Source organism: Clostridioides sp. ZZV14-6009 (assembly GCF_020658095.1).
Taxonomy (GTDB): domain Bacteria; phylum Bacillota; class Clostridia; order Peptostreptococcales; family Peptostreptococcaceae; genus Clostridioides.
In genome coordinates this window covers 13,543-36,957 of record NZ_JAGWDG010000010.1, presented here as the reverse complement: position 1 = coordinate 36,957, position 23,415 = coordinate 13,543, and the positions used below count along the sequence as shown (strand labels likewise).

Sequence of the window (23,415 nt, the reverse complement as noted above, 5' to 3'; positions counted from 1 at the left end):
CTAAAACAAACATCATTCAAAATTATTGTAAATAAAAACGTAGGAAGATTTATCTAACAAAAATCTCCCTACGTTCTTATTTACCCTATTTTCCTTTTTAGTTATTCTTCATCTAATACTGTTATCCATATTTTCTTTATGTAAAGCAACTCCACTAGCAACTATACATATATAGCTTCTTGATAAGTTTATTATAGCTTATTTTTTACTTAGTGTTATATATCTTTTATCTCAAATGTATTTGAAAACTCACTATCAATAGAAAATCTTTCAGACAATTTTTTACTGATAAAGAATGCTCTTATTTATATTTTTTTAAATAAAAACTAGAGAATACTCCCTAGTTTTTATTTAATCATCTAAGATTCATAACAATACAACTACTTGTTACAAATTGTATCAACTTCATATATATACCTATTAAGCATATTTTCTAACATTTCTTGTCTTCCAGACTTATTCTTTATAACTGGCATTTTCAGTGCATAAGCTTCTAAATCCTTAAATCCAACCTTACCTTCTACTATGTCTTTACCTATACCTTCACTAAAGCTTATATATATTAGCATTTATCATACTTCTTAAGCATATATCAATAAAATTTTCACTTACTTATCTTCTCTAAGTTCGTCAAATCCAACTATAGGTATTTCTAAATTATATTCATTAAGTAATTTTTCTAACTCATCTATAAAAATACCTTTCTCTTCTACCATTTGGACATCATTTATTTTATTCATCAAGTCCTTGCAACCACTTAATTCACCAAACCAATTTTTAGAACTACAGGTCTTATTATATCCACAACTTGGACTACCATCTATGGCAATGATACTTTTTATATTATAATTATTTTTTAAATATTCATCAAACTGTCTTATATAAGGTATTAGCATTTGTCTACATTGTTCTCTAAAAAACAAATTGTCAAACTGTTCTTTTACATGTCCCCACCTATTTATTCCATACAAAATCATCTCTGGACATGGTAATTGAATTATTCCATATCCATTATTTATTAAATCTATTGTTATACTTTGTGCACCTTTAAATTCTGATAGATCCTCTACTTTAGAGTTACAATTCAATATACAATGACAAACTACTACAATCTCTCTGTTTCTTTTCATAATATTCTCCTTAAGTATTCTCACTTTTAATAATACTACATATTTTGATAATTATATTATTCATTTGCTCTATATTTATAGTATTCTATATAGAAATATACAATTAGTAATCTTTTATAATCTATACTATGATAAATATATACATTTTTTTTAGGAGGTATTATAATTGAATACTAAGAAAATAACATTTTCTTCAATGTGTATAGTTATTAACATTGTTTTAGGTATAGCTATATCTATGATAAATATACCATTATTATTTTTAGATACGGTTGGTACTGTGCTTGGAGCTGTAGTATTAGGGCCTTTTTGGGGTGCTCTTATTGGTGGCTGTACAAACTTGGTTTTAGGAGTTATATCAGGCCCTACGAATATACCTTTTGCCCTTGTAAATATTGTTCTTGGTCTTATTGTTGGATATATTTCTAAGAAAAAAGGTTTTGGTTATAAGGAGGCTATTATTACAGGACTAATTCTATCTGTTGTTTGTCCTTTAATTGGTACTCCTATTTCAGTTTTATTGTTTGGTGGTTTAAGTGGAAGTGGTGCTGATTTATTGGTCGGTTTTTTAGTTCAGTCTGGTCAGAAGATATTTACTGCTGCATTCTTTCCAAGAATCCTTAGCAATATAGTAGACAAGCCTTTGTCTTGTATTATGGTTGTGTATTTTATAAGTAAAATGCCTAAAGGTTTCATATCTCAATATAATAGGAGTACATCTAGTTCTTCTTAATAAATTGTAAATAATATATGATTTATTAATCTTTATAATAAATTTATATGCATATATTTGTATAATGATATTTTCTATTTTGGCTTCATTAACTTTTAGTATTTATGATTTAATTATACAACATTTGTATTAATTTAATTAAATACAACCTCTTAATATAAATTTAGATTCTAAAGCTGTATTAAGAGGTCGTATTGTTATTTTATTATAATCAAATAAGATATTAGCCAATTGCTACTACTAACTTATCTCTGATACATTTTATTTAACTTCTTTTAAAAACTCAAAGTTACTCAAGGTTTTTCTTTCCTTTACATCTTAGTTAAAATGCGTCTCCCTAAAAATCATTTTTTACAAATATTTCTTATACTAACAAAAACCTCTTCGTTTTCTGTAAACAACTCATACATATCTTCAAACTCTGGTATATCATATCCATGAGAATCATCATTTCTTAACTTTCTAAGTGTTTCTATAACAATAGAAGAATTTTGGGGCAATAAGTTATGATACTCACAAGCCAAGAGATAATCATAGAAGGTCTTAGATTTTATATTTAAATTAATTGATTTATAATACAGCATTGCTTTTGTTAATTCTAGAAATGATACCATATAGCTTTTAAAACCTTCTTTTATATATCTAGCCCATAATTCAGGCATTTCTTCTTTAGTATATAGTATTTTGAAGTTTTGCAAATCATATAAACAAGAACCAAAATCTCTATTTACTTCTTCTATTGAACTCCAAGACAATTTATTTCTAATTACCATACATATCCCTCCAATCTAAGATATCTATTACATCACTATTTTCAAAATAGAAATTATTTATATAATCCTTAAAATCTTTAGATTCATAAATAACATCACCTTCTAAAATAGCCTTTCTAAGTGCTATTGTATAGTTATCTGTAACAATCTTTAAGTCTACATCAACATCTAATATATTTCTTAGAGCCTCTGTTTTCGTTGCAAGCTCTGTAATTGATACTTTTTTGATAGGAATCCATGCTATATCTATATCACTTTCTGATGTATGCCTATCTGTTCCATAACTACCAAATATTATGATGGCCATAGTATTTTCTTTTGGAAATATATTTATTATTGAGTTTTTAATCTCATCTGGTATATTTCTCATTTAATCACCTCATATTTATTATGTAATATTACTTAGCTAAATAATTCTCCTTCAAAAGCTCTTTACATTAATGAATTAAAGTTATCTTATAACTATTTTAAACTAATTTTCATTTCTAGTTTTCATTTATCTACTTGATTAACAGAATCACTGAATTGCATCTAAAAATTTGCTTTTCATACTAATCTCTTATCTGATTTATGTCTTAATTTATCTATAATTATATACAACTTTCCATAAAATAATTTGAATATATATTTTAGTTATACTTCTTAATAATTGGTAACCCTTTACACTCAATTAAAAATCACTCTAAATAATTATCAAATTTTCTTTTTTATTATACTTTTTAATTTTAAAAATTAACATAACAATCTTATTTTATAATTATTATATATACTCTACAAAATTATTTTATCATATATTCATCATTGAAGTACCATCTACTTTAATAACTATTCCTCTATTATGGTCTTTTTACTATTAAATTAAAGTGAAAGAAGAGATTTTTATTATATTAATAATATCTTCTTTATTCCATATTGCTCACTTACTCTCTTAAATATATAAAATAAAGTAAGAGGTTTATTATAGACCTCTTACTTTATTTTTATTTATGATTAGGTTTTATTGATAACACTCCACTGCCCCTAATGTTTTTCCTACACATCCACAAACTTCCATTCTACTCTTAACAAATTCTTTAACCGAATCTAAACCTTTTTTACCATATTTCTTAGGGTCAATTACCTCTGGGTCAGAATTAAGCACATCCTTAACCCCATTACTATAAGCAATCCTTAACTCTGTTGCATAATTAACCTTGCAAATCCCTCTTTTTATAGATTCTTTAATAATCTTATCTGGTATCCCTGACCCACCATGTAATACTAATGGAACTGATACAACCTCTCTAATTTCAGATAATCTATCTAAATCAAGTTTTGGCTCTCCCTTATATAACCCATGTGCCGTACCTATTGCTACTGCTAAAGATGATACCCCTGTTCTTTCTACAAATTCTTTTGCTTCTAGTGGGTCTGTATATGTTCCACCATCACCACCATCTAAATCGTCCTCCTTACCTCCAACTTTACCTAATTCAGCTTCAACAGGTATATCTGAAGGTGTACATGCATCCACAACAGCCTTAGATACTGCTATATTATCTTCGTAACTTTCATGAGAACCATCAATCATAATAGAAGTATATCCAACTCTAAGTGCCTGCATTGCTAGCCCAAAACTTGAACCATGGTCTAAGTGCATTGCTACAGGAACGCTTGCCTTCTCTGATGCTACCTTTACATTTGCTAAATAATAATCCAATCCTGCATACTTTATTGTTGAAGGTGTTGTCTGTAGTATTACAGGTGATTTAAGTTCTTCAGCAGCTTCTATTACTGCCATAACCATCTCCATATTTTCAACATTAAATGCTCCTACTGCATAATGCCCTTCTTGTGCATCTAATAATATTTGTTTAGTTGTCACTAATGCCATAATTCATCCTCCTATATATTTATAATGATTTAATTTCTTCATTATTTAATTTTGATACTATTTCTATGTTTGTCTTACTATTTATTAGCTCATTTAAAAATTCTTCATCCATTAGCTTTGCAGATAGTTGAGACAATGTCTTTAAGTGTAAATTATCACCATTATCTGTAGCTGCTATCATAAATATAATATGTACTGGACTTCCATCCTCCGATTCAAAATCAAACCCTTCTTTTGATACACCAACTGCTACACGTGGTACTTTTACTGCATCTGTTTTTGCGTGTGGTATCGCTATGCCCATACCAAAACCTGTAGATGATATTTCTTCTCTCTTATGAATTTCTTCTTTAAATTTATTTTTATCTAAAAGAACACCCGATTTGTCAAGTATTTCAACCATTTCATCAATTACATCTGTTTTATTTTTTCCTTTAACATCTAAAACTACTGTTTCTTCGTTATACAAATATATATTATTAGATACGTTTTCCGATTTTGTATTTTCATTTTTAATTTCATTTTTATTTTTAATTTCATTTGTATTTTCTGTAGTATTATTGTTATTTACTACCTTAGGTGTAACCATCATATAAAGTATTGCTCCTACTAATGAACCTACAAGTATACATCCTACCCATAAAAGTGGCTTATTTACTAATCCTAAGACTAAAAATCCTCCATGTGGAGCTGGTACCTCTATTTTCATTATGTAAGTTAAAATCGCTGATATTGATGATGCAATCATAAGTACTGGCAAGACTTTCAGTGGATTCTTTGCCGCAAAAGGTATTGCTCCTTCTGTTATATGAGTACTACCTAGTATATAATTAATCAGTCCTGCTGCTCTATCTTCTTCTGTAAATCTATTTTTAAATAAAGTAGATGCTATAGCTATTACTAATGGTGGTGTTATACAAGCTGCAGATACACCTGCCATGAATAAGTAGTTTCCTTGACCTAGAAGCATAGTTCCAGTTACATATGCTGCTTTATTTACTGGACCTCCCATATCAAATGCTGACATACATCCTATTACTAATCCCAAGATTATAGGGCTTGAGTTCTGTAACCCTGAAAGGAAATTCATCATAGCATTATTAAGTGCTGAACATGGTCCTCCAAGTAACAACATAGATATACCAACAACACCTACACTGACTATAGGAATTATAAAAATCGATTTAAGTCCTTCCAACTGTCTTGGTAATTTTCTCAATAAATACACAAATAATTTAACTGCATAACCTGCCAAAAATCCTGATATAATTCCACCTAAGAACCCTGAACCTGTGTCAAACGATATCATTCCTCCAACAAGCCCTGCCAACATACCAGGTCTACCTGATATAGATTGAGCTATAAATGCTGCTAATACAGGAACCATCAAATTCATAGAATATCCACCAACAGATTTTAATGTAGCTGCTATCTGATTATACTGTTCTGAATTTGGGTCAAATGAATAAATTCCCCATAAAAATGATATAGCAGTTAGCACTCCACCTGCTACTACTAAAGGCAGCATATGAGATACCCCATTCATTAAGTCCTTATATAACTTTTGACCAAACGATAAATTACCTTCTTCTGTAAATTTGTTACTTGATGTACTTCCTTTTCTAACTGGTACTTTACCATCAATACACTTTTTTATAAGCTCACTAGCTTTGTGTATACCTTCTTTTACAGGCACCTCTATTACTGGTTTTCCATTAAATCTATCCATATCAACGTTTTTATCACAAGCAACTATTATTGCATCTGCCATTTCGATATCTTCTGCTGTTAATTTATTCTCTACACCTATGGCGCCATTTGTTTCAACTTTTATATCACATCCTAATTCTTTAGCTGATTTTTTTAACGCTTCTTCTGCCATAAATGTATGAGCAATTCCAGTTGGACAACCTGTTACCCCAAGGATTATCTTCTTCCCCATTTTTATACCACCTTTCTTACTTTTATATTTTTTATGTAATCTTCTACATTCGCCAAATTACCTATACCATTACTTTCAGCCACACTTGCACCCGTTGCCGCAGACCTTTTTAATGCATCTTCAATATCTTCTGGATTTTCTAGCCATATACTTAAAAAAGCAGCTAATGCAGAGTCACCAGCACATGCAGAACTAACAACTGTAACTGGTTGAGCACTAGCATAATAAATTGCTTTTCCATTGTAAAAATAAGAACCTTTTTCTCCTAATGTTAGTAATATATTTTGAGCTCCTTTTAAATGTAGAAACTTAAGTACATCCTTAATATCCTCTTCATCTCTTACGATAATTCCAAATATATCTTTGATTTCCTCATCATTTGGTTTTATCAAATATGGATTATATTCTAATAATTCATTTAATTTCGGCGAACTTATATCAAGTATTGTTTTTATATTCTTATTTTTACAAATCTCAAATATATCTTCATAGTAATTCTCATCAATACCAGGTGGTAAACTTCCACTTATTGACAAATAACTTATATCTTCTAATGACTCTAGCTTCTCTAGCATGTCTAATTTTTGCTTTGCATTTACATATGACCCAGAGTTTACAAATTTAAACTCATCATTTCCATCATTTAAAAATATATTTATACGAGTTGTATCTTCTACCCATGTAGGTAGTACATCAAACCCTTTCTTTTCACTTTCTTCAACTATATATTTTCCTGAGAATCCTCCAAAAAAACCTAATATCTTAGACTCTATACCATAATGACCTAGTACAAATGTTACATTTAAACCTTTTCCATTAGGAGAATATGTAGCATTTGATGTACGATTTACTAATTTACTTTTTATACCATTAGTAGATATGTTCATATCTATTGCTGGATTCGTGGTTAATGTATATATCATTGTCTTCCCCCTTACTTCTGTTGTGTATGTTTTCATTATAATAAAAAAGCCTATGAAAATCTTTTCATAAATAGAAAATAGATTTTCATAGACTTTTTCAATTTAATTTCCAGAATTATTATATTTGACCATATAATCTATAATTATCCTAGATATAATGTACAGGGGCAACCTAGAAGACACTTCATATTCAGATATAGATATATGATAATGCTTATATCCTACAATATATAAATCAGAATACTTTATAAGTTTTGCATTTTCACTACAACAACATGTTATAACTTTGGCTCCACCTAAATTGGCATTTTGTGCTGATTCTACAAGTTCTTTAGTATTTCCATTCAACGAAAATATGATTATAAGTTCATCTTCTTTCATTGATTTAGATTTTATTTTCATTATATTAGGGTCATTTATGAAAAACACATTGAAATCAAGCAATTGTAACTTAAGGCTAAACTCTTTTGCTACATATTCAGTAAGACCTCTTGCTAGGACGTATATCTTACTAGATTCATTTATAGTTTTTATTATATTAATTAGTGTAGTTAAAGATATTTGTTCTATAACTCGTTGTGCTTCTATAAAAGACTTGTTTATTATATCCCCCATATTGTGTATATCATTATTTTCATCTTTTACTGTCAATCTATATCTAAGTTCATTAAATCCATTTAAACCACATTTTCTAATTGCTCTTGAAACAGTTGCTGGAGACGAATATGTTTCATGAGCAATCTCTACTATGGACAATTCTGATAATATTGACTCATTTTGATTTATAAATTTAATTATTTCCATTTCTGTTTTTGTTAGATTTTCAGAATTTCTTTTATTTAACTCAATTATCATATTTTCGCTCTCCTTATATATAGGTTTTATTTGTCTAAATTTATCACATATTATAATAATATATTACCTCTTAACTACTTATTTTTATACACAATTATGATTTAGTCAATGTCTATATATATAAATTTATAATATTATAATTTTATACTTTAGTTTATTATATTATCATTATGTTATATCACAATAAAAAAGTAATTGCTCAATCATCAAAATTGAGCAATTACAAGATTTTCAGTCTTCAAGCGACTTAAATTATTGAATACGATTCACAGATATATCTCATACTTATCCATTTATCAGTTTATATATTTGAAAAGTATATTTTTTTATTAGTAGAGATTAATTTACTAAAAATTGAAATTGTGGTCCCTGTACATAATATGTAAAATAGAGTTCCAAATCCTAAATTTCCACCTAAATATACACCTAGAATTAAAAATAGTACATCTACTGTAGTTTTTAAAACTTTATATGAATATTTAAAGTTATTTTCAATATGGATTAATATTGCATCTAAAGGACTCATTCCAATATCAAACTTTATAAGCATTGCAAATCCACCACACATAAGTATATGACCCATGAGAAAACTTATATTTCTAATAATAATATCTAAACTCCCTATATTAAAATTCAGTAGCAAGTATGTATATAAATCTATAAATTTATTCATAAATAATCTCCCTATAAATATTTTATTTATTTGATATTAGCTCTAGTGCTTCTTCTAAAGCTTTTGCACCATCTAATCTCCCGTATGCAATTTTAGATATACATGCTACTGGAACGTTATACTCATCTGCTCTTTTTTGAATCTCATCTTTCATATAGTCTAGATGTGGCCCTAATAATAAACAATCTATCTCTGGTAAATATTTATCTATTTCTGACTCACTTCTAGCCTTTATATCTGCTTCTATCCCCTTTTTCTTTGCACTCTTTCTCATACTAGTTGCCATAAACCCTGTACTTGCTCCTGAACCACATGCTAATAACACTCTTATATTTTTCATAATAATACCTCCAATATCTTCATTCATTAATTTACTTCTTAATGAATTTTTTTTATTTTTATTTGATTATATTTATATTGTACTTCCTAAATAAGTTCCTTTAACATAAATATAGTTCCTAACAATAGGAAATCATTTACTCTTAACTAGACATGTTAATATATAGTATAATGTACTTTATAATACGTACATTCAATTATACAATATATCATATCATACAGATTTTATTTTAAAAACTATGTGAGGGGATATTGATGAAAACATCTAAAAAAGAGTTATTTTTAAATTTCATAAAAACGCAACATGATTGGATAGATTCATCTACAATAGCTAATTATCTTAACGTATCAACACGTTCAATTAGAAAATATGTAAATGAGATTAATTCTACTGGTGAAATTATATTGTCCTCTAAAAAAGGATATAAAGTAAATCTTAATAGTAGTTGTCAAACTAAAATTGATAGTTCAGAAAATGCATCACCTGCTAATAGGTTAAATTTAATTTTAAAGGAACTTATCATTAACAGTAAAGGAATTAATATATTTGATTTAAGTGAAGAATTATTTGTTAGCTCAGCAACCATTGAAGGTGATATAGTCAAAGCTAATAAATTTATAGAAAATTATAATTTAAAAATAAAACAATCAAGATTTTTACTAAAACTAGTTGGAGATGAGTCTTCAAAACGCAAATTAATGAGTTCTATAATATTTAAAGAAACAGGAAGTGACTTTTTAAGTTTATTTGATGTTCAAAAAATATATCAGGAATATAATCTAACTAAACTAAAGGAAAATGTAATACATATATTAAAAAAGTACAATTTATTTACAAATGAATATGCTATAAATAACATACTTCTTCATCTAATGATAACCATAGATAGGATAAAAAAGAATAATTACATAGAATCAGGTGAAGTAGTAAACTACATAGACAATAATATAGATATAAATATAGCAAAAGATATATCGAGCTTTTTAGAGTCTGAATACGATATAACTTTAACTAGTGCAGAACTATATTATTTAGTATTTCAGTTAACAAACAAAACCACAGTCTTAAACTACCATCAAATGGATACTAAATCATTATCTAATTATATAAATGAACATTTCGTTGATTTAACTAAAAAAATAATTAAAAATGTATATGATTTATATTTTATAGATTTATCTGATGATGAATTCGTTGTGAGATTTACTCTTCATGTAAAAAACTTAGTAAGTAGGGCCAATAATAATCAAGTTTTGAGAAATCAAATACCTCAAAAGTTAAAAGATTCCTATCCTCTAATATATGATATTTCTGTTTATATTTGTAATCAAATTCAAATTTTAGAGGATATAAAGATAGATGAAGATGAGATATCATATATATCTCTTCATGTAGGCTCATTTTTTGATAGGCAAAAACTACTAGAAGATAAAGTTCTCTGTGCATTAATTACTCCAAATTACTATGACTTACAACTCAAAATAGTGAGAGACCTCGAAAAAAGATTTAATGAATCTATAGAAGTTATTCAGATTTTTTCAGACATTCATAATCTAGACTTTGATAGCAAAGTAGATATGGTTATTACTACCTTACCAATTAGTGATAGATGTCCTCTACCTTTTGTCTATATAAATCCTTATCCAAACAGAAAAGATTATGACAATATTCAAAGTAAATTTATTCAGATTAAGGAAAGAAAAAATATACTTACTGTACAAAATCATTTAGAAATGTACTTCAGTGAATCTTTATTTATGAAAAACATATATTTAGACAGTGCTAAAGATTATATAAGATTTATGGGAAATGTACTATATGAAAATAAATATGTTGAGCCTAACTATATAGATGACGTTCTTATAAGAGAAAATATGTCTTCAACTGCGTTTAATAACAATGTAGCAATTCCTCATAGTATGAAAATGAATGCTTTAAAAACTGGAGTCTGTTTAATTGTAAACGATAAACCAGTTAAATGGGGAGAGGAAAAAGTTCAAATTATAGCCATGATACCTATAAACGAAAAAGAAAAAGAAAGATTCAATTACATATTTGAAAGTTTTATTGAAATACTATCTGAGTGGAATAATGTAAAAGAGCTCACTAAAGCAGATAGTTATAGTAGTTTTATGAATAGAATAGCTTATCTTATTCAAAGCATCTAAATTCATTAATTTGTTCACAATACATATTATTAAAATTATTAATACAAAATAAATTAAGCTGTCACACTGAAAAAATCTAAATTCATATGTGACAGCTTTCTTTTTACTCAATATATCTTAATTTTAATACCACTTACTTTTAAATACTACTTATTTTTTGTCTGTTGTATACTAGTTATAAGATTAAATATTTGTATTGTTGTAGCAGTCATATTATTACTTGCAGTTTCTTTATCCATTGCTTCTTCAATTGTCATAGCCCTATTTACTATAGAAAAATAAGCATCTATCCCTTCTTCATTGCACTTAACTGCATCTTCTGTCGTTGCCCCAGCTAAACCTATTACTTTTACTCCATACTTTTTGGCTAGTTTTGCAACTCCTATTGGCGCTTTGCCCATAGCAGTTTGATTGTCCAATCTACCTTCACCTGTTATAACAAGGTCTACACATTTTATTTCATCTTCTAATTTAATTTCATCTAATATTATTTTTACTCCTGATTCTAATTTTGAATTTAAAAACGCTAAAAATGCAAAACCTAATCCTCCTGCTGCTCCTACGCCTTCTACATTAGCTACATCTTTATTTAGGTTACTTTTTACTACCTTAGAAAAATTTCTAAGTCCATTATCTAATTGTTCAACTACTTCTGGTGTCGCACCTTTTTGAGGTCCATATATGTACGCAGCTCCATTTTTTCCAAACAGTGGGTTGTTTACATCACAAGCTATTTTAAAATTACATTCATCTAATTCTTTTAATCTATTATCTACTTTTATATGTCTTATTTCATTTAAAACTGTTCCACCTAACCCTACTAAGTTGTTGTTTTCATCATAAAACTCAAATCCTAAAGCTTGAAGCATACCTACCCCAGCATCATTAGTAGCACTTCCACCTATTCCAACTATAAAGTTTCTATAGCCTTTATTTATTGCTTCCTTTATTATTTCTCCAACACCATAAGTCGTGGTATATAAAGGATTTCTAAATTCAGTTGGAACTAATGTTAATCCTGAGGCTTGAGCCATTTCTATTATTGCTGTATTTGTACCTTTTAATAATCCATATGTCGCATTTACTTTCTTAATTATGGGTCCAGTAACCTCTATAGTTTCTTTTTTCCCATTCATTCCTTGAACTAAAGCATTTACTGTCCCTTCACCACCATCTGCAAGTGGCAATATTTTTACTTCTGCATCTTTTTTTACTTTTAATATTCCCTTTTTTATTGCATTTGCTGCCTCGATTGAAGATAAACTTCCTTTCAAGGAATCTATAGAAATTAATACTTTCATTTTTATCTGCTCCTTATTTTAACCATACAATTTTATAAGTTTTAGTTTAAACTCTATTTTATACTCTACTCCTTTCTTTGTACATACAGTTTCTTCTTTATAGACATCTCTTATTAGATGAATTTAATATTCCATCATTTTATGCAACTAGATCAGTAAAAAAATAAAGTTATTTATGCAAAGAGCGGTATAACACCAAAATGTTATACCGCTTATCCTAAATTCAAAAGTATCCTTATAAAATACATATAAATATAATTCTTTGTTAATTTCAATACTGGAGCTAAAGTACAAAAAAATCACTCACATGATTATATTTCTGCATCCAATTTATAGATAGAAAATTTATTACAATCCTCGTAATTTTACTATCTAGTAATTATAAGGATTACTTGACTTCAATATCATTATATTTCTTTGAGTATACCTTAGTCATATAGAAATATATAGGAACTACAATTATCATACCACCTAGTCCCCAAACTATCTTCATTGGTTCATCAATACCTGCTTTTATCAATAATACTACACTTATAGCTACTGCAAATATTGGTATAATTGCTCCTCCAGGTATCCTAAAGTTTATGTCTTTACCAGCATACTTCTTTCTTAATATTAATACAGCTAGACAGGTAGGAATATATTGAATAAATCTAGATACAACACTTATTTGAGATAATGTTGTAAATGACCCTGACCATGCTATTAATAAAGTTCCTATAACAGATACTATAATTGCTATATATGGAGCTCCATTTTTATTAGTTTTTCTTATAGACTTAGGCATTAATCCTTGCTCAACCAAAGCAGCAGCAGACCTTGGTGTAAATATAGATGATGCAATATTTATACCTCCAACAGATACTATAGTCCCTATTGTAATTATATATCCACCTATAGGACCTAACATTTTAATAGCAGCATCTGCAACAGGAGTCGCTGACCCTCTTAATCCATCTCCCAATACACCTATACTTATCCCCAATATAAGCATATATATTACTGATACCACAAACATTACCATCACTAATGCCTTAGGTACATTTTTCTTAGGATTCTCCATATCTTTTGCTGCAACAGCTAAAGATTCAAACCCTGTAAAAGCATAAAATAAAGTTATTGATACTGCTACAAAAGCTGATGATGTACTTTGACCTTTTTGTATTATTACAAATGGTGTAAAATTAGAACCTTTTATAAAGAATAAACCTACAACTATAAATAAAACTATTGGTAATAATTTTCCTATAGTCATTATATTATTTAAATGCTTAGATTGCTTCATTCCCATAAAATTTATAAGCCCAAGCCCTCCAACTAATATACCAATTATTATATTTTTAATAAGTGGCTCGGCTGCTTGAGGCCATATAGATGATAGTGTAACTGCAAAAAAGTTTGCCATAGTCGCCCAAGCAATCATACTAACTATCCACTTCATAAATCCAACTTCAAACCCAATAAAATCTCCAAATGCCTCTTTTGCATAAAGATATGGCCCTCCATCAGTATCAAACCAACTCCCTGCTTCAGCAAAACATAAAGCAATAGAGACAGCTAAAAACATACAAAAAACTAGTACTAATATACTTGCTGGACCTATATTTGTATAAGCATCTCCAGGTAAACCAAATATACCTGACCCTATTATTGCATTAATCCCTAATAATACAATACTCCAGAAACCTAACTTAACGCTTTTTTTCATTGTTATTCCTCCAAACCCAACTTAAATATAGTTATAATTATTTTTCTTTAGATGCTTCTTTAACTATCGCCATAAATATTTTTTTCATATTATCACAATCCTTAGTCATCATTTCTGGATGCCATTGTATACCTATTACAAACTCATTTCCCTCCTTTTCTATAGCTTCAACTAAACCATCTTTAGCAGTAGCTGAAACAATATATCCTGGAGCTACCTTATTGACAACTAAATGATGGAAACTATTAACTAAGATTTCTTTTTCTCCTAATATTTCATACAACTTTGTACCCTCTTTTATCTGCGCTGTATGTGTAGGTATATTAGATAAATGTTGCTGATTATGTTTTATGTAAGCTCCTTCAATTAAAGATAAGTCTTGATATAAGCTTCCTCCCTCAGTTACATTTATTATTTGCTCCCCTCTACATATACCTAACACTGGTTTTTTCATATCTAAAGCATGTTTTAATAACTTCATATCAAAACCATCTCTTTTGGGTGATATTGCACCTAGCTTATTATGAGGTTCCTCTTTCCATATGAGAGGGTTTACATCTTGCCCTCCTGATAGTATAAGTGCATCTATATTTGATACTTGTTCCTTTATAATCTCATCATCATATACAATTGGTACAATATATGGTATAGCTTTACACATAACTACTGACTGTATATAGTCATTGTTTACATAAGCCCTTTCATAACCAGGAAACATCCCCCCTTCATCAATTAATAAGTTTCCTGATATTCCTATTACTGGATATTTCTTTTTAATCACTTTCTTCACCCCTTAAATTATTTATGAACAATAAAAAATGCTACTTCTCTGTTAAAGAGCAAGTAGCATACCAATATTTTATTTATTTAAAAATTCTAATTTATTTTTAAAATACTTTTTCTAAGGCAGCAGTTATATAAATCATTCTACTAATTTACATTTTATTTTAATCCTGTTTAATTCGGCTTTTTTGAATAGTCTTAAGTCTAATTAATGGGCAAAATAGGCATTTATATTTTCCTTTTTATTGACCTATTAAATACTATTTAATATATTTTTCCCTCTTCTATTTAACTCACTTCCCTTTCTACCTGATTCACATATTATCAAATCTAGTTCTTTAAGTATATTAAGTATTCCCCTTACCTCACCTTCTGTTATATTATAACCTAATTCATTTATTGAATTAACAATACCATTTCTACCTATGTTTTTATTAAGGTTATTGGCATTTTTTAAGCATTCCATTACTAACCTTACTTTTTCTATAGATGTTCTATCTTTTAATGTACTTATTTCTTTACTATAATCTTCAGTTATATTTAATAGGTTATGAGGTAGGTCATTGATTAAAATAACATGCTCAGAACTCATAATGTTAATATACATAGCTGTATTTTTTAACTCTCTTATATTCCCTGGCCATTCATATGCATTAATAATGTCTTGAACATCTTGACTAATTTCCCTCTTCCTTTTCATAAAATACTTTAACATAACTTCTATATCTTCTTTTCTCTCCCTTAAAGGTGGTATGTTTATAGGCAATACATTTATCCTATAATATAAATCAGCTCTGAACCTATCTTTTTTTATCATTTCTAATAAATTTTTATTTGTAGCTGCAATTACTCTAACATCAGTATCTATTACATTTTCTCCCCCAACTCTCATGACTTGATTCTCTTGTAATACTCTAAGTAATTTGCTTTGTAAATATATAGGCATGTCTCCTATTTCATCTAAAAATATAGTTCCATTATTAGCTTGCTCAAATAAACCTTTTTTTCCTCCTCTTAAGGCACCTGTAAAAGCACCCTCTTCATATCCAAAAAGTTCACTTTCAAGTAAATTTTCTGGCATAGCTGCACAGTTTATAGCTATAAATGGTTGACTATGTCTTGGCGATGCATTATGAATAGACTGAGCCATGAGTTCTTTTCCTGTTCCACTTTCTCCAGTTATAAGAACTGTATAATCAGATTCCGCTATTTTCATACCTAGCTCTTTAGTTCTTTCCATTTTTACTGATACTGTTTTTATGTCATCAAAGGTATACCTAGCAACTTGCCCCTTTTCTCTAAGCTTCTTTGATAGGTTTTGTTCCAATTTCCTTATGTAAGTTATTTCTTGAATACAAAAATAATATCCAGTCACCCTTCCAAAACTTTCTATATTATACTTATTTACATTTAAATATTTATTATTAAACTTTATAACTTCATCATGTGCCTTACTTAATCTAAAAATCTTTTTAATATTTTCATTCTCTAGTTCATCTATATTTTTTCCTATAATATCATTTTGAATATCTAGTGTATCACTCAAACTATCATTACAAATAATTATATTTTCCTTCTCTGATATCATTGCCATACCTAAGTTTGATAGGTTTATTATAGAGTTTAATTCATCTGCTTTTATAGTAAGTTCTTTATATTTAGTATTTATACCTGAATATAAACTAATCACTTCATCTGTATATTTAATTAACCTCTCAGTAATTTCTTTATCATCTAGTTTAAGCTTTGCTATTATTTGAATAAATGTTGAACTATCAATATATCTATGTCCTAAATCAATAACTTCTTTAATATATTCAGGAACTAACTCTCTCTCTCCTGGTGTTATAGCTATCTTAATGTGTCTATATTCTTCATTAGGATTATATGGTATAAAATTTAAGTGATTTATTCCTATATTGTATAAATTAGATATTGTTTCTAATACAGTATGGTTATTATCATTTACTACTAATACATCTATTCCTTCTGGTAATGAAAATAACTTGTATATATCCCTTTGCTTTATACTCCTGTTTATAGTTATTATTTTTGAGACATCCTTTACATATTTTTTTATTTTTAATACTCTATCATCTATCATTACTAATATTATGTCATCTTTTATCAATTCTTCTTCTGTTATTCTATTTAAATAATAATTTTTTATTTTTACTTTATCTTTAAATATTAGCTTTAGATTTTTATTTAAAAAACATTCTAATTTAGATAATCCATCAGTTACTACTGCTATTGTTTTCATTATAAATCTATCCTTTCTTTTGTTTATATTATGTGAGATTTTAATAGTTCTAATATAGTTCAAAATCTTTTAACTTAGTATAAAGCAAAAGTTATGCCAAATTGATAGATTACTTATTTTTATTTAATATTGACTTAGAAATATTATTATATGATTAAGATTAGATAAATAATATAACTTTATCTATAGAATCTACAAAAATATGACTTCTATCAAAAAATAAAGAGGTATTACCAACTTTTCGGTAATACCCCTTTGTTTTATTTTTAATTTAAGTGATTTTTCTTAATCTCATCAAGTAGTCCATCTTCTAGATAAATTTCTAACGCACATCCTACCATTGCCTTTACTGCTTTGTGGAGTTTATCATAAGCTTCCTCAGAATTTGCATAATTTAAAAACTCTTTTTCATGAACATATACCATTGGATTTATGTCTAGAGCTATTTCTGTATACATAGTAGGACAAACTTGGCTTACATTTCCTATATCTGTAGAACCTACTGGCCCCTCTTTTCCTTCTAATATATCCGTTATACCTGCTTCAATTAAATTATTCTTTGTTATATTCTGAAGCACCTTATTATTAATTATGTTGTCAAAAGAATTTTCAAAGTATCTATAAGAAAGTTTAGCTCCTGTCATTAGCTCTGCACCTTTCGCACAGTTTATAACTTTTTTAGTTACTTCATCTAAATAACTTCTTTCAGCAGCTCTTACGAAAAACTCACAGGCTGCTTTTTCTGGAACTATGTTTGGAGCTTCTCCTCCATTTGAAACTATCCCATGTATTCTAACATCTGATTTTACATGCTGTCTTAGTGCATTTATTCCTGCAAAAGTAAGTTGTACTGCATCTAATGCATTAACTCCCATATGAGGGTGGCTAGCTGCATGTGCTGATACACCTTCAAAACTAAACTCTATTGAGTCTATTGCCAAAGCCTTGCAGTTTATGTTATTAAAAGCTTCTATATGCATCTGATAACTTACATCAACATCATCAAAAGCTCCTGCTTTAACTAAATCACACTTTCCTCCTGTTGTCTCTTCAGCTGGTGTTCCTATTAGTACAATTTTTCCTTTAAAATTTTCTTTTAACTTACTTAGTACTATACAAGCTCCTAATGTAGATGCAGCAATCCAGTTATGTCCACAAGCATGACCTGGTTCTTTATTTTCCCCATATCCAGGTAGTGCGTCATACTCAGCTAAAAATGCTATAGTTGGACCATCGTTATCCCCTAGCTCTGCTCTAAAAGCAGTATCCATATTGCAGTACGGATAAGTTGTATCAAATCCATATTCCTTCATTTTCTCTACTAAGTACTTTGATGATATATATTCTTCTTCTCCTAGTTCTGGATTGTTAAATATAAAATCACATACTTCTTCAATTTCTTTTCCCAGTTCATTCTCTATCTCATAAGCTCTTTTCTTTATACTTTCAATCATAATATACCTCCTATTAGAATCCAACAAATAATCCTATTGTTAAAAATACCATTACAGTAATTGTTAATACTACCATTAAAGGCATTACAAATCTAACCCACTTTGACCAAGGAATATTAGCTACTGCTAGTGCTCCCATTAAAACACCTGATGTAGGTGTTATTAAATTAGTTACACCTATACCAAATTGATAAGCTGTAACTATCATTTGTCTAGATACATCTACTAAGTCTCCAAGTGGTGCAAGTACAGGTATTGTAAGTGATGCAAGTCCTGATGCTGATGGTATAAAAAATGCTATTAAACCTTCTATTAAGAAAGTTAAATTTATAAATATAGTTTTTGGAAGTCCATTTAATAAATTTGCGGCAGAATTTAAAATTGTATCTATTATAAATCCATTTTCTGCTATTATTACTATTCCACGTGCAAATGCTATACATAACCCTGCTGTCATTAAATCTCCTGCTCCACTTATAAATGAATTGACTATGTCATCTTGTTTAAGCCCTGATGCTATTCCTGATATTATACCTATAGCTGTAAATATCATTGCAATTTCAGTTATGTACCATCCTAGCTTTAAAACTCCATATATCATAATTGCCATACCTATTGTGAAAATTGCTATTACCATAGCTTCTCTTTTTGTAAATTCTTTTATGTTTGTATCAGTATTAGCCATTGATTCTTGATTCAATGATATACCATGTACTAAAGACTTTTTAGGGTCTTTTTTAACTTTATTGGCATACATCATAACAAATCCTATAGATATAGCCATATATATTATAAACATAACAACTCTCAACTCTATCCCAGAACCTGGTGTTATTTGTGACAATGCTTGTGCTATTCCTACAGAGAAAGGATTAGTAGTAGCTGCTCCAAATCCAGCTGTTGCTCCTATAAATACTGTCGCTACTGCTGTTAATGAATCATATCCCATACTGGTCATGAGTGGAATAAATATCATATAAAAAGGTAGTGTTTCTTCACTCATTCCAAATGTTGTTCCACCTAATCCAAATAGAATCATTGATATAGGTATTATTAAAAATTGGAATCTCTTCATTTTATTTACAGTATGAGCTATAACAGCTTCTATAGCTCCTGTTTTATTAACTATTCCAAAAGCTCCTCCAACTATCAAAACAAATCCAACTACTTCAGCCGCATCTATAAATCCATTTATAGGTGCTGTAAATACATCAGTAATTCCCTGTGGATTTGATGCTGCTTTTTCATAAGTTCCAGCTACAACAACCGATCTTCCGTCTATATCTACCCTTTCAAAATTTCCACTTGGCACTATCCAAGTAAGAACTGCCATTACTACTATTAGTAAAAATATTATAGTAAGTGTCTGTGGCATAGTAAACTTTTTCTTTTTTAAACTGCTCATTTTTAATCTCCCCACTTTTTAAATTAAAATATTTTATTATTGCTTCCCTTTTCTATCCTATTTTGTATAGATGTAAAAAAGCTCAACATGGATACATGTTGAGCTAAATGCGCTAAATACAATATACCTACACCTTCCCTTTATCTTAGTTAAGATAGCTCTCCATCAAAATTCGGGATAATTTTGATGACAGTGCTGTACTTATTAAATACAGCCCCAGCACTAGCTTTGGACACTAGCACTTCGGCACTTACTCCTTTTATATTGCTTCATTGGCTTCCAACCTCTTCAATATTAATCTTAGTAAATGCGACCTCTACCTCAATCTTTTTATTAGATGAGGTAATTCTTATTAAATTTTATTTATTCTAAATAATTGTAGCATAATGTGTCGAGATTGTAAATATTTTCAGAAGAGTTTCTATGCTTTGATAATATTAATAAATCTAACTTATACTATTCCAGTATATAATTACAACTTTAGTTTTATGTTTAAAAATATATTTGTTTTCTCTTTTTTCTATCATATTGTCTATATACTTATCTAACATATCACTAATGTTAATCTTTTTATTTAATTCTGTTTCCATTTTAAAAAGTATATCCTCTATACTATTGAATTCAATTTCATTTTCAACATCAATAAATTTTATATCTGCACATATATTTAAAGAATGTAGTATATTTGGAATATATATATAATCTGGACAAGTTCTATCTTTATCACCTAAATCCATATACAAATCATTAAATAATGGTTTTTGAATAGTTCTCACTATAATCACTTTTTCTCTAGCTAACTTATCCATCTTACTCAAAGCATCTTTAATATCCCAAATTCGATAAAGAGAATTCACAGATAAAATATAATCACTATGCCCAACATTAATCTCTTCCCATTTCCCTTGTACTGTGTCTATATTAGTTATATTATGTTCACTAATCTTTCCTTCAAGCACATTAAGCATATCTATTGAAAAATCATTAGCAATTACACCTTTACATTTCTTAGAAAGTGGTATAGTAAATTTTCCAGTACCTGCACCAATTTCTATAAGATTTTTTCCTTCATCTATTAACTCATCTATAAAATCAAATACTTCTTTTGAATAATCATAAAGTGTTGGATTATCATCATATTTATGAGATAATTTTTTGAAAAATATTCTTTCCGCTTCATCATCAAAAGCTCTTTCTCTTGCATATCCTTCTTTACTTTCAATATACTCATGCCATTTTTTCTCAAAATCTATATTTTTATAACACATGCTTAATCTTCCTTTCTAAAAGTGTTAGGGACAAGATTTGTAATTTTCTATACTCAAAAAACTACTCTTACTAATGTAATAATTGATTGACTAAACAATTGATTACTATATTTTAAAAATTAGTGAAATTCTCAATAAGCTCTTTAGTATAAGCATGCTTTGCACTTTTATACAATTCCTTAGCCTCTATAGTTTCAACTATCTTGCCATTTAACATGACCGCAACCTCATCACTAACTTCTTTTACCAAGTCTATATCATGAGATATAAATAAATAGGTTATATTAAACTGTTTTTGAGCTTTCTTCAAAACCTGTATAACTTGAGCTTGCACAGATACATCTAGCATTGATGTAGGTTCATCCAATATCATAAATTTAGGATTTAATAAAAGGACTCTAGCTAAAGCAACTCTTTGTATTTGTCCTCCACTTACTTGATGTGGGTATCTATTTAAAATTTCCTCACTAAGCCCAACAAAACTTAAGTATTCCATTATGTATTCTCTTGCTTTATTCTTTTCGTAGAGTTTATGAATTTTTAATGGCTCCACAAGGCTCCCATATATAGTTTTTTTAGGGCTTAGGGCAGAATCTGGATGTTGAAATATTATCTGCATCTCTTTTCTTAAATCCCTCATTTGAGAAAAATCATAATTACTGATATCTCTACCATTAAAATAAATTTTACCTCCATCAGATTTAATAAGTCTTAAAATAAGCCTTGATAAAGTTGATTTTCCGCATCCACTTTCTCCTACAAGACCTAATGTTTTTCCTTCTTTTATTTCAAATGATACATCATCTACCGCCTTGACTATCTTTTTATTGATTATTCCGCTTTTAAACTCCTTATAAAGGTTACAAACTTTTATCATAAAGAAAACACCTCACCTTTGAACCATTAACATCAAATAGTCTTGGTTCATAATCAATACATGTTTTTTTTGCAACCTTACATCTTGGAGAAAATCTACATCCTTTTGGTAAGTTTGTTAAACTTGGTGCTATCCCTTCAATAGGTATTAATTTTTCATTTGGCTGTGAATCGATTAAACCTCTTGTATAAGGATGTAGTGGATTATTAAATATACTATTTTTTGGACCCTCTTCTATGATTTTACCTGCATACATAACTACAACTTCATCACAAAGCTTTTTAGCCAGCATTAAATCATGAGTTATAAGTATCATACTAACACCCATATTATTTCTTAAATCATAAAATACTTCATATACTTGCTTTCTTATTATTGCATCCAACCCTTTAGTTGGTTCATCTGCAATTATCCAGTTAGGTTTTAATGATGTCCCTATAGCTGCCAATGCCCTTTGACTCATACCTCCACTTAGCTGAAATCCATACGAATTATAAACCAACTCACTATTTGCGAAAAAGAATTTTTTTAATATCTCTAAACTTTTACTCTTGCAAGAATTCTTTTTCTCTTTTCCATGATAATAAAAAAGTTCATTCATATGACTTCCTATTTTCAATATTGGATTAAAAGAACTTGATGGATTTTGGGGGATTAACGCTATTTTTTTCCCTCTGATTTCTCTAATTTCCTTTTCTTTAATTTTTAGCAAATCTTTTTCTTCATATAAAACACTGCCTGAAACAATTGAATTATTAGATACAAGGTTCAAAATTCCTAGTCCTAGCACCGATTTTCCACTTCCAGTTTCTCCAATAATTCCTGTAATTCTACCACTTTGAAAGGTTCTAGATACTCCATCTACAGCTTTTACTTTTCCTTCTTTAGTATTAAAATGAATTTTTAAACCTTTTATACTTATATCTCTATTCATAGTTTTATTCCT

The 23,415-nt window shown here is 28.6% G+C and carries 21 protein-coding genes and 1 riboswitch; of the genes, 2 read left to right on the top strand and 19 right to left on the bottom strand.

Annotated elements, in window-relative coordinates:
- Positions 1–380: 380 nt before the first annotated feature.
- Entirely contained in the window at positions 381–569 is a 189-nt protein-coding gene (locus KGF36_RS13065) for a hypothetical protein (RefSeq protein ID WP_413906973.1), read from the bottom strand.
- A 39-nt stretch (positions 570–608) separates the two neighbouring features.
- Positions 609–1,130 carry a CD3072 family TudS-related putative desulfidase gene (locus tag KGF36_RS13060; protein WP_227850601.1) on the bottom strand — a complete coding sequence of 174 codons (522 nt, stop codon included), beginning with the start codon at positions 1,128–1,130 and terminating at the stop codon, positions 609–611.
- 166 nt (positions 1,131–1,296) lie between these two features.
- Between KGF36_RS13060 and KGF36_RS13055 the strand changes: the two genes are divergently transcribed.
- Positions 1,297–1,863, top strand: a complete 567-nt coding sequence (locus KGF36_RS13055) for a CD3073 family putative ECF transporter S component (protein ID WP_227830060.1) — start codon at positions 1,297–1,299, stop codon at positions 1,861–1,863.
- Positions 1,864–2,207: 344 nt separating this feature from the next.
- Here KGF36_RS13055 and KGF36_RS13050 read toward each other — a convergent pair whose 3' ends face one another.
- The 8 genes from KGF36_RS13050 to KGF36_RS13015 all read right to left on the bottom strand — a co-directional run bounded on the left by KGF36_RS13050 (position 2,208) and on the right by KGF36_RS13015 (position 9,242).
- Positions 2,208–2,636 carry a hypothetical protein gene (locus KGF36_RS13050; protein ID WP_227830061.1) on the bottom strand — a complete coding sequence of 143 codons (429 nt, stop codon included), beginning with the start codon at positions 2,634–2,636 and terminating at the stop codon, positions 2,208–2,210.
- Complete coding sequence (locus tag KGF36_RS13045; protein ID WP_227830062.1) at positions 2,626–3,006, bottom strand: nucleotidyltransferase domain-containing protein; 381 nt, start codon at positions 3,004–3,006, stop codon at positions 2,626–2,628. The genes KGF36_RS13050 and KGF36_RS13045 overlap by 11 nt, the downstream gene beginning before the upstream one ends.
- 627 nt (positions 3,007–3,633) lie before the next feature.
- Positions 3,634–4,509, bottom strand: a complete 876-nt coding sequence (gene gatY / locus KGF36_RS13040) for a tagatose-bisphosphate aldolase subunit GatY (RefSeq protein ID WP_227850600.1) — start codon at positions 4,507–4,509, stop codon at positions 3,634–3,636.
- A 19-nt stretch (positions 4,510–4,528) separates the two neighbouring features.
- Positions 4,529–6,451: a PTS fructose transporter subunit IIABC gene (locus KGF36_RS13035; protein ID WP_227854795.1), complete on the bottom strand. Its 1,923-nt coding sequence runs from the start codon at positions 6,449–6,451 to the stop codon at positions 4,529–4,531.
- A 2-nt stretch (positions 6,452–6,453) separates the two neighbouring features.
- Positions 6,454–7,374, bottom strand: coding sequence for a 1-phosphofructokinase family hexose kinase (locus KGF36_RS13030; protein WP_227830065.1), 921 nt, complete (start codon positions 7,372–7,374; stop codon positions 6,454–6,456).
- Positions 7,375–7,476: 102 nt separating this feature from the next.
- Positions 7,477–8,229, bottom strand: coding sequence for a MurR/RpiR family transcriptional regulator (locus KGF36_RS13025; protein WP_227830066.1), 753 nt, complete (start codon positions 8,227–8,229; stop codon positions 7,477–7,479).
- A 301-nt stretch (positions 8,230–8,530) separates the two neighbouring features.
- Positions 8,531–8,902, bottom strand: a complete 372-nt coding sequence (locus tag KGF36_RS13020; RefSeq protein WP_227842817.1) for a hypothetical protein — start codon at positions 8,900–8,902, stop codon at positions 8,531–8,533.
- 22 nt (positions 8,903–8,924) lie between these two features.
- Positions 8,925–9,242: a PTS sugar transporter subunit IIB gene (locus KGF36_RS13015; RefSeq protein WP_227842816.1), complete on the bottom strand. Its 318-nt coding sequence runs from the start codon at positions 9,240–9,242 to the stop codon at positions 8,925–8,927.
- Between the two features lie 254 nt (positions 9,243–9,496).
- On the opposite strand from KGF36_RS13015, the gene KGF36_RS13010 reads away from it, so the two are divergent.
- Positions 9,497–11,410 carry a PTS sugar transporter subunit IIA gene (locus KGF36_RS13010; protein ID WP_227842815.1) on the top strand — a complete coding sequence of 638 codons (1,914 nt, stop codon included), beginning with the start codon at positions 9,497–9,499 and terminating at the stop codon, positions 11,408–11,410.
- A 146-nt stretch (positions 11,411–11,556) separates the two neighbouring features.
- Here KGF36_RS13010 and KGF36_RS13005 read toward each other — a convergent pair whose 3' ends face one another.
- The 9 genes from KGF36_RS13005 to KGF36_RS12965 all read right to left on the bottom strand — a co-directional run bounded on the left by KGF36_RS13005 (position 11,557) and on the right by KGF36_RS12965 (position 23,403).
- Positions 11,557–12,711 carry a glycerate kinase gene (locus tag KGF36_RS13005; RefSeq protein ID WP_227830070.1) on the bottom strand — a complete coding sequence of 385 codons (1,155 nt, stop codon included), beginning with the start codon at positions 12,709–12,711 and terminating at the stop codon, positions 11,557–11,559.
- Between the two features lie 388 nt (positions 12,712–13,099).
- Entirely contained in the window at positions 13,100–14,419 is a 1,320-nt protein-coding gene (locus KGF36_RS13000) for an APC family permease (RefSeq protein WP_227842814.1), read from the bottom strand.
- Positions 14,420–14,456: 37 nt separating this feature from the next.
- Positions 14,457–15,209, bottom strand: a complete 753-nt coding sequence (locus tag KGF36_RS12995; protein WP_304521243.1) for a gamma-glutamyl-gamma-aminobutyrate hydrolase family protein — start codon at positions 15,207–15,209, stop codon at positions 14,457–14,459.
- 246 nt (positions 15,210–15,455) lie between these two features.
- On the bottom strand, positions 15,456–17,465 hold the full coding sequence (locus tag KGF36_RS12990; RefSeq protein ID WP_227830073.1) for a sigma-54 interaction domain-containing protein: 2,010 nt from the start codon (positions 17,463–17,465) through the stop codon (positions 15,456–15,458).
- 266 nt (positions 17,466–17,731) lie between these two features.
- Complete coding sequence (locus tag KGF36_RS12985) at positions 17,732–18,919, bottom strand: M20 family metallopeptidase (RefSeq protein ID WP_227838960.1); 1,188 nt, start codon at positions 18,917–18,919, stop codon at positions 17,732–17,734.
- Positions 18,920–18,932: 13 nt separating this feature from the next.
- Positions 18,933–20,324 carry a YfcC family protein gene (locus KGF36_RS12980; protein ID WP_227433860.1) on the bottom strand — a complete coding sequence of 464 codons (1,392 nt, stop codon included), beginning with the start codon at positions 20,322–20,324 and terminating at the stop codon, positions 18,933–18,935.
- 147 nt (positions 20,325–20,471) lie between these two features.
- Positions 20,472–20,651, bottom strand: a riboswitch (Lysine riboswitch).
- Positions 20,652–20,770: 119 nt separating this feature from the next.
- Positions 20,771–21,592: a class I SAM-dependent methyltransferase gene (locus KGF36_RS12975; RefSeq protein ID WP_227830075.1), complete on the bottom strand. Its 822-nt coding sequence runs from the start codon at positions 21,590–21,592 to the stop codon at positions 20,771–20,773.
- A 112-nt stretch (positions 21,593–21,704) separates the two neighbouring features.
- Positions 21,705–22,469, bottom strand: coding sequence for an ABC transporter ATP-binding protein (locus KGF36_RS12970; RefSeq protein ID WP_227850597.1), 765 nt, complete (start codon positions 22,467–22,469; stop codon positions 21,705–21,707).
- Positions 22,453–23,403 (bottom strand): ABC transporter ATP-binding protein, encoded by a 951-nt coding sequence (locus tag KGF36_RS12965; RefSeq protein WP_227842812.1) that lies wholly within the window; start codon positions 23,401–23,403, stop codon positions 22,453–22,455. Before KGF36_RS12965 ends, KGF36_RS12970 begins: the two co-directional genes overlap by 17 nt.
- Positions 23,404–23,415 lie beyond the last annotated feature (12 nt).

Coding starts and splice junctions, on each gene's coding strand:
- KGF36_RS13065 (WP_413906973.1), bottom strand. CDS start 569: ATGCTAATATATATAAGCTTTAGTGAAGGTATAGGTAAAGACATAGTA.
- KGF36_RS13060 (WP_227850601.1), bottom strand. CDS start 1,130: ATGAAAAGAAACAGAGAGATTGTAGTAGTTTGTCATTGTATATTGAAT.
- KGF36_RS13050 (WP_227830061.1), bottom strand. CDS start 2,636: ATGGTAATTAGAAATAAATTGTCTTGGAGTTCAATAGAAGAAGTAAAT.
- KGF36_RS13045 (WP_227830062.1), bottom strand. CDS start 3,006: ATGAGAAATATACCAGATGAGATTAAAAACTCAATAATAAATATATTT.
- gatY (WP_227850600.1), bottom strand. CDS start 4,509: ATGGCATTAGTGACAACTAAACAAATATTATTAGATGCACAAGAAGGG.
- KGF36_RS13035 (WP_227854795.1), bottom strand. CDS start 6,451: ATGGGGAAGAAGATAATCCTTGGGGTAACAGGTTGTCCAACTGGAATT.
- KGF36_RS13030 (WP_227830065.1), bottom strand. CDS start 7,374: ATGATATATACATTAACCACGAATCCAGCAATAGATATGAACATATCT.
- KGF36_RS13025 (WP_227830066.1), bottom strand. CDS start 8,229: ATGATAATTGAGTTAAATAAAAGAAATTCTGAAAATCTAACAAAAACA.
- KGF36_RS13020 (WP_227842817.1), bottom strand. CDS start 8,902: ATGAATAAATTTATAGATTTATATACATACTTGCTACTGAATTTTAAT.
- KGF36_RS13015 (WP_227842816.1), bottom strand. CDS start 9,242: ATGAAAAATATAAGAGTGTTATTAGCATGTGGTTCAGGAGCAAGTACA.
- KGF36_RS13010 (WP_227842815.1), top strand. CDS start 9,497: ATGAAAACATCTAAAAAAGAGTTATTTTTAAATTTCATAAAAACGCAA.
- KGF36_RS13005 (WP_227830070.1), bottom strand. CDS start 12,711: ATGAAAGTATTAATTTCTATAGATTCCTTGAAAGGAAGTTTATCTTCA.
- KGF36_RS13000 (WP_227842814.1), bottom strand. CDS start 14,419: ATGAAAAAAAGCGTTAAGTTAGGTTTCTGGAGTATTGTATTATTAGGG.
- KGF36_RS12990 (WP_227830073.1), bottom strand. CDS start 17,465: ATGAAAACAATAGCAGTAGTAACTGATGGATTATCTAAATTAGAATGT.
- KGF36_RS12985 (WP_227838960.1), bottom strand. CDS start 18,919: ATGATTGAAAGTATAAAGAAAAGAGCTTATGAGATAGAGAATGAACTG.
- KGF36_RS12980 (WP_227433860.1), bottom strand. CDS start 20,324: ATGAGCAGTTTAAAAAAGAAAAAGTTTACTATGCCACAGACACTTACT.
- KGF36_RS12975 (WP_227830075.1), bottom strand. CDS start 21,592: ATGTGTTATAAAAATATAGATTTTGAGAAAAAATGGCATGAGTATATT.
- KGF36_RS12970 (WP_227850597.1), bottom strand. CDS start 22,469: ATGATAAAAGTTTGTAACCTTTATAAGGAGTTTAAAAGCGGAATAATC.
- KGF36_RS12965 (WP_227842812.1), bottom strand. CDS start 23,403: ATGAATAGAGATATAAGTATAAAAGGTTTAAAAATTCATTTTAATACT.